Below are 9707 nucleotides of genomic sequence, written 5' to 3'. Positions count from 1 at the left end.
TTCAAGAACCGCCGCCTGGTCCGCGACTATGAGCAGCTCACCGCCGTCGCCGAAACCCTCATCACCATCGCCGCCTCCGCCACTCTGCTACGTCGATGGACGTGAGGAGACGGCCTTTTCAAACGCACTCTTAGGCAAGTTACAATTCCGTTGTCACCTGCTTTTATTATGGGCGCAAATGGTAGAACCGTCCAGTTGGTGGCAAGGGAAATTTGCAGTCATAAGGAGTCATACCATCTCATGTTTATACATGCGGACACAGGTGGCAGGGCCGTAGAAGCAGATATCGCCTCGCGGCGGGAGGCATACGTTGATGAAGCACAAACGATATGCGGATTGAAACGTGATCGCCTTGTACTTCTATCGCCGCGGCACGAGACGGAGGCATGGGCGTTAGCCGATCCTCAAGCGGTATGTGCTGCCCTTGGCTTCTCAGGACGCATTGAGGATTTGCAACTCCCCGTTGACGCTGCTGCGGCCGAGAAGCTTGCGGATCCCAAGGCAGCATTGGCGTCAGTCGCGAACCAGACACATCGTCGTCGTTCTAAACGCGCCGGCAGCGAGCTTTTGACCGTCATCGCGCAAGAGCAACGGATTGCTCTATTGCGATCCTCCCTCTCGTTTCAACAGTTCGAGTCGGCGCTACGCGCGGCTCTGATCTCTTTGGGTTGCCTCAAGCGGCCAGCCTAAAGTGGGACCTGCGACGGCGCGCCGCTCATCATGATCTGTTATCTATCGCCAAGTTCGCCCCACGTAGGACCCACGTGCGCACCACGCGAACGCCCGTTCGCCTTGGTTTAAACCGCTACCCTTCTAAAGGACTGGTGCCGCTTACAGGACTCGAACCTGTGACCCCCGCATTACGAATGCGATGCTCTACCAACTGAGCTAAAGCGGCAGCGATGCGGCGCTCTATCAGCGGGGCGGCGGTTGCACAAGCGGGCTTTGGCGGTCGGCGCACGATCACGTTTACCGGAAGGAAACCATGACCGGCGCATGAGTCGGATACAGCGCCCGCAATCCGGGGGCAGGGCTGGGGCAAGATCATGGATACTGTGCGTTCGATCGACAGCGACGAGACGGATCGCGATTATCCCGCCGCCGAGGAGCCGACGATGGACGCGCCGCCATCGATCGGCACGGACGAGCGGCGGATGCACGTGCGGGCCTATAATTACTGGGTTTCGCTGCTGCACGGCCGCTCCTACCCCGCGATCGCCGATCTCGATCCGGCGACCGTGCCCGATTTCGGCCCGCACGGCGTCGTGCTCGATTTCGCGGAAGGCGCGGGCGATCCGGCGATCCCGTTCGTCGGTGCCGCGCTGCGCGAGGAAGGCGGGCACGACCAGCCGATCCGCCACGTCTCCGACGTACCGAGCGGGTCGCTTCTGTCGCGGCTCACCGATCATATCGACGAGATCATCGCCAACCACGCGCCGATCGGGTTCGAGGCGGAGTTCGTCAACCAGCGCGGCCGCAACATGATGTATCGCGGCATCCTGATGCCGTTCTCTGCCGACGAGCAGGCGATCGACGCGATCTACGGCGTTATCAACTGGAAGGAGGCGCCGGAGGAGTCGCTCGCCCGTGCACTTTCGGCCGAGGTGACGCAGGCGCTGGCCATGCCGCCGCTGGCCATGCCCGTCGCCAGCCCGGTGTGGGCGGACGGGCCGAATGCCGCGCCACAGGCCGGGGGCGATCATCCGCAGCGGTTCGACGACGAAGGCAACCCGATCGGCCACGACGGCAACGGCGCGCGAGCACGTCTGCGCCTCGCCCCGGCGCGCGTGACGGTCGATATGCCCGGCGATCCGGTGCAGGGCGACCATGACGGCCTGGTCCTGCTGGTCGCCCGGCGGGACGCGGACGGGCGGCTCGGCATCCTGGCGCCCGTCGATGATCCGGCGCTGCTGGATCGCGCGCTGCGCCATCTCGGCAACTGATCCGGCCGGCGGCAGCGCCGCCTCCCCCGCCGCGTGAGTGCTTCGGCAGACGAGCGGCCCGGTGAACGCGCGCGGCTCCCATGGGCATCGGCGCGATGCGTTTCCCCATCGCCGGGGCGACATGGCAGTTCGTGCCGTGATCGCCCCGTTGCCCGCCACGTCCGCCCGCCGTCGCTCGGGAGACGTGCCTTGCCCGTGTCACGGGGCGGGCGCATAAGCCGGCCATTCGAGGCGCGGCCGACGGAGACCGCACCCTGTATGCGGAGCGGAACGAATGACGTCGACGAAGAAGATGCCTGCCGGTGGCCCCGCCGCCGGCAAACGGAACGACGCGCATGAGACGACGCCGGGCGACGCCGGTCCGCTGACGGCCGCCATCGCCGAGGCGCTGGTCGCCCGCGCGCTGCCGGGGGAAACAGACGGCCTCAACGATGCCAGCCGTCGCGAGGCGGCCGCCTTCGTGGCCGATGTGGCCGCGCACCGCCCCGCCGGCCAGCCCGCGCTGCGCATCGAATCGATCTCCGCCGACGATCCGCGCCGGCGGATGCGGCTGGCGGTGGTCAACGACGACATGCCGTTCCTCGTCGACTCGATCGCCGGCGCCATCGCCGCGCACGGTCTGGACATCCATCGCCTGCTCCACCCGATCGTGCCGGTGCGGCGCGACGGCGAGGGCGCGCTGACCAACATCCTGCCGCCCGATGCGAGCGGCGAGCGCCGCGAGTCGATGATCTACATGGAGATCGAGCGCGCCGACGCAAAGGCGCGCCGCGCGCTGGACGACGACCTGCGCGCGGTGCTGGCCGACGTGCGCGCCGTCGTGAGCGACTGGCCCGCGTTGCAGGCCGCATTGCGCGAGGATGCCGAGACGCTGGCGGATGGCGAGGGCGCGGCGCTGCTGCGCTGGTTCGTCGATCGCCACCTCACCCTGCTCGGTCACCGGGTCGAGACGCCCGAGGGCCGCCGGCGCGGGGCGCTCGGCCTGCTGGCCGGCAGCCGCACGCCCATCTGGGACGAGGCGGCGCGCGATGCCGCGATCGCCCACTTCGCCGCCGGGGGCGAGGCGCCGCTGCTGCTCAAGGCCGATTGCCTTGCCACCGTCCACCGCAACGCGCCGACCGACCTGATCGTGGTGCCGTGGCGGCGCGAGGGCAAGCCGCTGGGCGTGTCGGTCCATGCCGGGCTGTGGACCAGCGCGTCGCTGGCCGCACCGTCGGAGCGGGTGCCCGTGCTGCGCGCGCGCCTGCGCGCGATCGAGGAGAAGTTCGAGTTCGACCCGCAGGGCCACGCCGGCAAGGCGCTGCGCCATGCGCTGTCTGCCCTGCCGCACGATGTGCTGATCGGGCTCAGGTCCGATGCGCTGGAGGGGCTGGCGCTGACCGCGATGTCGCTGGCCGATCGTCCGCGGCCCAAGCTTGTGCTGGTGGCGGGGGCGCTCAACCGCCACCTGTTCGCCTTCGTATGGCTGCCGCGCGACGAACTGACCACCGGCCGCCGCGTGGCGATCGGCGAGATGATCGGGCAGGCGGCGGGCGGCATGGTTTCCAGCGTGGCGATCGAGATGGGAGAGGGCGGCCTCGCGCTGATCCGCTACATCCTCGATCTGCCGGCGGGCGCGAAGATCCCCGACGCCGCCCCGCTCGACGAGCGTATCGAGGCGATGGTGCGCGGCTGGGCGCCCGCGGTGGAGGAACTGCTCGCCGCGCGGGTGGGCGCGGGCGCTGCGGCGCGGCTGGTGCTGGCCTACGGGCAGGCGTTCCCGCTCGCCTACCGTAACCGCTACACGCCCGACGAAGCGGGGATGGACATGATGCGCCTGCGCGGCCTCGCCGGCCCGGCGCAGCGCGGCGCGCGGCTGTACCGGAGCGACGCGGACGGCCCGCGCCAGCTTCGCCTCAAGACCTATCGGCTGGGCGATTTCATCCCGCTGTCCGATGCGGTGCCGGTGCTGGAGAATTTCGGCTTCCGCGTGCTGGAGGAGAACCCCAGCCCGCTCGACGGCGGCACGATCGGCTACATCCACGATCTGCTGCTGGAGGTGGACGAGACGATCGACGTGGAGTCGCTGATGGCGCGTGCCGGCATCGCCGAGGAAGCGATCGCCGCCGTGCTGGAAGGGCGCGCCGAGAACGACGCGTTCAACCAGCTGGTGATCGCGGTGGGCCTCGATCCGCGATCGGTGGTGCTGTTCCGCGCGTGGTTCCGCTACCTGCGCCAGACCGGGCTCGCCTACGGCCTCGACACGGTGGCGGCCGCGCTGCGCCGCGCGCCACTGGTGGCACGCCGCATCATCGACCTGTTCGGCGCCCTGCACGATCCGTCGCACAACGGCGAGGCGCTGGTGCTGGCGGCGGAGGACGCGATCGACGCCGCGCTCGCCAAGGTAGCGGGGATCGACGACGACCGCATACTGCGCCGCATCCGCAGCGTGGTGGCGGCGACGCTGCGCACCAACGCCTTCACCCCCGCGGCCGACGAGGCGCTGGCCTTCAAGCTGGACAGCAAGGCGATCCCCGGCCTGCCCGCCCCGCTGCCGTGGCGCGAGATCTGGATCTATTCGCCGCGCGTGGAAGGCATCCACCTGCGCGGCGGGCCGATCGCGCGCGGCGGCCTGCGCTGGTCGGACCGGCGCGACGACTTCCGCACCGAGATCCTCGGGCTGATGAAGGCGCAGGTGGTGAAGAACGCCGTGATCGTGCCGACCGGCGCGAAGGGCGGCTTCTACCCCAAGCAGCTGCCGATCCCCACCAACCGCGATGCGTGGCTGGCCGAGGGCACCGAAAGCTACCGTATCTTCATCCGCGCGCTGCTGTCCGTCACCGACAACATCGTCGAGGACAAGGTGGTCCATCCCGACACGCTGGTGATCCGCGACGGCGAGGACCCCTATTTCGTCGTGGCGGCGGACAAGGGCACCGCCGCTTTCTCCGATGTGGCCAATGCCATCGCGCTGGAACGCGGCTTCTGGCTGGGCGATGCCTTCGCCAGCGGCGGGTCGCAGGGCTACGATCACAAGGCGATGGGCATCACCGCCAAGGGTGCGTGGATCTCGGTGCAGCGCCACTTCCTCGAACGGGGAGTGGACGTGCAGGCCGATCCGGTCACGGTCGTGGGCTGCGGCGACATGTCGGGCGACGTGTTCGGCAACGGCATGCTGCTGTCCAAGACGCTGCGGCTCGTCGCCGTGTTCGATCACCGCCACATCTTCTTCGACCCCGCGCCCGATCCGGCGGCAAGCTGGGCGGAGCGCGCGCGACTGTTCGACCTGCCCCGCTCGTCGTGGGCGGATTATGACGCGACGCTGATCTCGGAAGGCGGCGGCGTCTTCCCGCGGACGCAGAAGCAGATCCCGCTGTCCGAACCGATGGCAAAGCTGCTCGGCATCGCGGCCGGCAGCCACGACCCGGCCACGCTGATCGCCGCGATCCTGAAGGCGCCGGTCGACCTGCTGTGGTTCGGCGGCATCGGCACCTATGTAAAGGCGCGCGACGAGAGCAATTCGGAGGTGGGCGATCCGGCCAACGATGCCAACCGCGTCGACGGCGAGGATTTGCGCGTCAAGGTGATCGGCGAGGGTGCGAATCTCGGCGTCACGCAGGCCGGGCGCATCGCGTTCGCCGAAACGGGCGGGCGGATCAACACCGACTTCATCGACAATTCGGCCGGCGTCGACTGCTCGGACAACGAGGTCAACATCAAGATCCCGCTCAACCGCGAGATGATCGAGGGCCGGCTCGGCTTCGACGATCGCAACGCGCTGCTGGTCGAGATGACCGACGATGTCGCGGCGCTCGTGCTGGAGGACAACCGCCTGCAGACGCTGGCCCTGTCGCTGGCCGAGCATGGCGGCACCGGCGCGCTGCCGGCGCAGGTGCGCGTGCTGGAGATGATGGAGACCGCCGGGCGGATCGACCGCGTGGTGGAAGGGCTGGAGACGAGCGACGAGCTGCTCCGTCGCGCGCAGGACGGGCGCGGCCTCACCCGCCCGGAACTGGCGATCCTGCTGTCATACGGCAAGCTTTCGTTGCAGGCCGCGATCGAGCAGACCGATCTGGCCGACGACCCCACCCTCACCCCCCTGCTCCACGCCGCTTTCCCGAAGGCGATGCGCGAGCGGTTCGGCGAGGCGATCGACCGCCACCGGCTGCGCGGCGAGATCATCGCGACCAAGATGGCCAACCGCGTCGTCAACCGGCTGGGCGTGGTGATCCCGTTCGAGCTGGCCGAGGAGGAGGGCGTGTCGCTGGCGCATGTGGCCGGCACCTATTTCGCGGCCGATGCGATCTTCGGGCTGGAAGAGATCTGGACGCGGATCGAGGATGCGACGATCGCCGAGGAGGCGCGGCTGACGCTGATGCAGACGGCCGCCGACAGCGTGCGGCTGCATGTCGCCGACCTTCTGCGTGTCGCCGGGCCGGAGATGAACGCCGGCCAGATCGCGGCCGAACTGGGCGACGGCGTGCGCCGGCTGGATGCGGCGGCCGAGGGGCTGCTGCGGCAGGAGGCGGCCGCCCATGCCGAGGCGCTGCGCACCCGCCTGGCCGACACCGGCGCGGACTCGGCGCTGGTGGACCGCATCGTGCGGCTCGACGAGCTGGACGGCGCGGTCGGCACGGCAGCACTCGCGCGGCGGCTGGGGGTGGACGAGATAACCGCCACCCACGCCTATGTCCGGCTGGGCGAGGCGCTGGGGCTTGACTGGGCGAAGGTCGCCGCCGTCCGGTTCGACTCCGCCGATCCATGGGAGCGACTGCTGACCGCCGGGCTGGCGCGCGATTTCGAGCAGTTGCGGCTCGACTTCGTCGGTCAGGCCGGTGGCAAGGACCCGCTCGGCGCGGTGGAGGCGTGGCTGACGGCGCATGCCCCCGGCGTGGCGCGGTTCCGCGCGCTGGTCGATCGCGCACGGGTGGCGCCCGCCACCACGGCGCCGATGCTCGCGCAGATCGCCGGGCAGGCACGGATGCTGCTCACGCGATAACGACATTCCGACTTGCGAGTGATTATCATCCGCGTTATGCGGCGCCTGTCTCCGGGGGGAAGTACGGCGCCGCATGTCCAAGACGCGTTCCAATGCGAAACCCGATCGTCAGCGTCGCAACTTCTGGCTCCGGCAGCTTCACCAGTGGCACTGGATGAGCTCGGCGCTGAGCCTGATCGGGCTGTTGCTGTTCACCATCACGGGCATCACGCTCAACCACGCCGGTGAGATCGACGCGACGCCGACGGTGACGACGGCCAAGGCCGCGCTGCCGGCCGGGCTGCTGCCCGCCATCCGCCCGGACGACGGGCCCGACACGAAAAAACCGCTGCCCGCCCCCGTCGCCGCGTTCGTCGGCAAGGCGCTGGGCGTGCCGGCGGGCGGCGTGGCGGAATGGTCGGCGGACGAAATCTATCTGCCCCTGCCCCGCCCGGGCGGCGACGGCTGGGTGTCGCTGAACCGCGAGACCGGCGCGATCGATTCCGGGAATACCGATCGCGGCTGGATCAGCTGGCTGAACGATCTGCACAAGGGCCGCGATGCCGGGCCGGTGTGGAAATGGTTCATCGACATCTTCGCCGGCGCCTGCCTCGTGTTCGCGATCACCGGGCTGTTCCTGCTCCATCTCCACTCGGTCCGGCGGCCATCCACCTGGCCCATCGTGGGCGTCGGCCTGCTGATCCCCGTCGTCCTCGCTTTCCATTTCATCCGCTGAAAGGCCATCATGAAGCGCAGTCACAGCCTCGTCCTCACCGCCCCGGTGATCGCCGGCCTCGCCGGGCCGGCCGCCGCCGCCGGGATCGACCTCACCGTCACCATCCCGCAGCTGAAGGTGGCCGAATATCACAAGCCCTATGTCGCGATCTGGCTTGAGCAGCCGGGGCAGGCGGCGGTGCGCAACCTGGCGCTCTGGTACGACGCCGACAATCGCGAGGACAAGGGCACCAAGTGGCTGCACGACCTGCGCCAGTGGTGGCGCAAGAGCGGGCGCACGCTGAAGTTCCCGCTCGACGGCATCACCGGCCCCACCCGCGCGCCCGGTGCGCAGGCGATCTCCTTCTCCACGGCCAGGGGGCCGCTCGCCGGCCTCGCGCCGGGCAAGTACGAACTGGTGGTGGAGGCCGCGCGCGAGGTGGGCGGCCGCGAGGTCGTGCGCCTGCCGTTCAGCTGGCCGGTCAAGTCGCCGCAGGTGGTGAAGGCCGCCGGCACCGGCGAACTCGGCACCGTCACCGCCACGATCAAGCCCTGAAGGAGCGCCTAGATGAAGCCCCTCTCCCGCCTTGCCCTCGCCGTGGCCGCCATCGGCCTGATCCCCGCCGCCGCCTCCGCGCACCGCGCATGGCTGCTGCCCTCGTCCACCACCGTCTCGGGTGAGGATGGCTGGGTGACGGTGGACGCCGCCATCTCCAACGACCTGTTCTACTTCGATCACCAGCCCGTCCGCCTCGGCGGCATCAAGGTGACGGCGCCGGACGGCGCCGAGGTGAAGATCGAGAACGGCAGCACCGGCAAGTTCCGCAGCACCTTCGACGTGCATCTGCTCCAGAAGGGCACGTACAGGATCGCCAACGCCGGTGGTCCGGGTGGTCCGGGTGGTCCGGGTGGTCCGGGTGGTCCGGGTGGTCCGGGTGGTCCGGGTGGTCCGGGTGGTCCGGGTGCGAACGCCGGGCCCGATGGTCTGGGTGCGCCCGGCGGCCCGGGCGGTCCCGGCGCGAACGCCGGCCCGATGGGCGGCGGCGGCCCCGGTGGCGGCGGCATCATGGGCAGCTACAAGCTGAACGGCGAGCAGAAGCGGCTGCCGCGCGGGCTGACGGCGGCGCAGCTGGCCGCCGCGATCCCGCCGGGTGCCACGGACGTGCAGATCACCGAGAGCATGAGCCGCAACGAAACCTTCGTCACCGCCGGGGAGCCGACCACCACGGTGCTGAAGCCCACCGGCAAGGGGCTCGAGTTCGCCCCCGTCACCCACCCCAACGATCTCGTCGTGGGTGAGCCGGCGCGCTTCGCCTTCCTCGTCGATGGCAAGCCCGTTGCCGGCATGAAGGTGGCGGTGGTGCCGGGCGGCATCCGCTATCGCAATCAGGTGAACGAGATCGATCTCGTGACCGACGCGAAGGGCGAGGTGACGATCAACTGGCCGACCCCCGGCTTCTACTGGTTGAACGCGACCACCACCGACAAGAAGGTGTCGGTGCCGCAGGCCACCGAACGACGGCTGGGCTACACCACCACGCTCGAAGTGTTGAACCCCTGAGCGGACCCACCGACGCGCGCGATGCGCGCGTCGCGATCCCGACCACGCTCTCCGCCGCCGCGATCACTCCCGACCTGAACGGGAACGATCGCGGCGCGATCGTGCATGGTCTCGGCGGGGCGACGATGGGGACGACTTGGTCGATCCGCTTCGCCGGCCCGCCCGGCTTCGATCCCGCGCCGCTGGAGGCCGCGATCGTCGCCGAACTCGCCACGATCATCGCCGAGATGAGCAACTGGGAGGCGACATCGGCGGTCGGCCGGTTCAACGCCGCCCCCGCCGGGCGCTGGCTTCCGCTGCCGCCGGCGCTGTTCCATGTCGTGCAGGCGGGCCTCCCCCTCGTCCCCGCGCCCCCCGCGCCCCCCCTCGCCAACATGGGACGAGCCGGCGGCGGCGCGAGGCCGCGCCCGCCGGGGGGGGGCGTGTAAGCGGCGGGCGGCCAGGCCGCGCCCCCCACTCTCCTCTCCGGCGGAGAAGCTGGGCGCTTGGTCGCCGGCGGCGGCCCCCCCCGCCGCGGGGGGGGAGTCGGGGG

At 69.9% G+C, this 9707-nt stretch carries 6 protein-coding genes and 1 tRNA gene; 6 read left to right on the top strand and 1 reads right to left on the bottom strand.

Going from position 1 to position 9707, the window contains the following annotated elements:
- Window positions 1–822: 822 nt before the first annotated feature.
- Window positions 823–898 (bottom strand) — tRNA-Thr (locus FOY91_RS19500).
- A gap of 148 nt (window positions 899–1046) precedes the next feature.
- Here FOY91_RS19500 and FOY91_RS19495 point away from each other — a divergent pair.
- The 6 genes from FOY91_RS19495 to FOY91_RS19470 all read left to right on the top strand — a co-directional run bounded on the left by FOY91_RS19495 (window position 1047) and on the right by FOY91_RS19470 (window position 9603).
- Complete coding sequence (locus FOY91_RS19495) at window positions 1047–1943, top strand: PAS domain-containing protein (RefSeq protein WP_145155458.1); 897 nt, start codon at window positions 1047–1049, stop codon at window positions 1941–1943.
- A gap of 274 nt (window positions 1944–2217) precedes the next feature.
- Window positions 2218–6921, top strand: coding sequence for an NAD-glutamate dehydrogenase (locus FOY91_RS19490; RefSeq protein WP_238995803.1), 4704 nt, complete (start codon window positions 2218–2220; stop codon window positions 6919–6921).
- Window positions 6922–6994: 73 nt separating this feature from the next.
- Window positions 6995–7636, top strand: a complete 642-nt coding sequence (locus tag FOY91_RS19485; RefSeq protein ID WP_145155456.1) for a PepSY-associated TM helix domain-containing protein — start codon at window positions 6995–6997, stop codon at window positions 7634–7636.
- A 9-nt stretch (window positions 7637–7645) separates the two neighbouring features.
- Window positions 7646–8170 carry a DUF2271 domain-containing protein gene (locus FOY91_RS19480; RefSeq protein ID WP_145155454.1) on the top strand — a complete coding sequence of 175 codons (525 nt, stop codon included), beginning with the start codon at window positions 7646–7648 and terminating at the stop codon, window positions 8168–8170.
- Between the two features lie 12 nt (window positions 8171–8182).
- A complete protein-coding gene (locus tag FOY91_RS22105) occupies window positions 8183–9175 on the top strand; it encodes a DUF4198 domain-containing protein (RefSeq protein ID WP_145155452.1) in 993 nt (330 codons plus the stop codon).
- Window positions 9176–9276: 101 nt separating this feature from the next.
- A complete protein-coding gene (locus FOY91_RS19470; RefSeq protein ID WP_238995802.1) occupies window positions 9277–9603 on the top strand; it encodes an FAD:protein FMN transferase in 327 nt (108 codons plus the stop codon).
- Window positions 9604–9707 lie beyond the last annotated feature (104 nt).

Source organism: Alterirhizorhabdus solaris, assembly GCF_007785815.1.
GTDB lineage: Bacteria > Pseudomonadota > Alphaproteobacteria > Sphingomonadales > Sphingomonadaceae > Alterirhizorhabdus > Alterirhizorhabdus solaris.
This window is presented reverse-complemented; position numbering and strand designations above follow the sequence as displayed.

Bases quoted from the DNA above. Each gene is read 5' to 3' on its own strand.
- FOY91_RS19495 (WP_145155458.1), top strand. From the start codon at position 1,047: ATGGATACTGTGCGTTCGATCGACAGCGACGAGACGGATCGCGATTAT.
- FOY91_RS19490 (WP_238995803.1), top strand. From the start codon at position 2,218: ATGACGTCGACGAAGAAGATGCCTGCCGGTGGCCCCGCCGCCGGCAAA.
- FOY91_RS19485 (WP_145155456.1), top strand. From the start codon at position 6,995: ATGTCCAAGACGCGTTCCAATGCGAAACCCGATCGTCAGCGTCGCAAC.
- FOY91_RS19480 (WP_145155454.1), top strand. From the start codon at position 7,646: ATGAAGCGCAGTCACAGCCTCGTCCTCACCGCCCCGGTGATCGCCGGC.
- FOY91_RS22105 (WP_145155452.1), top strand. From the start codon at position 8,183: ATGAAGCCCCTCTCCCGCCTTGCCCTCGCCGTGGCCGCCATCGGCCTG.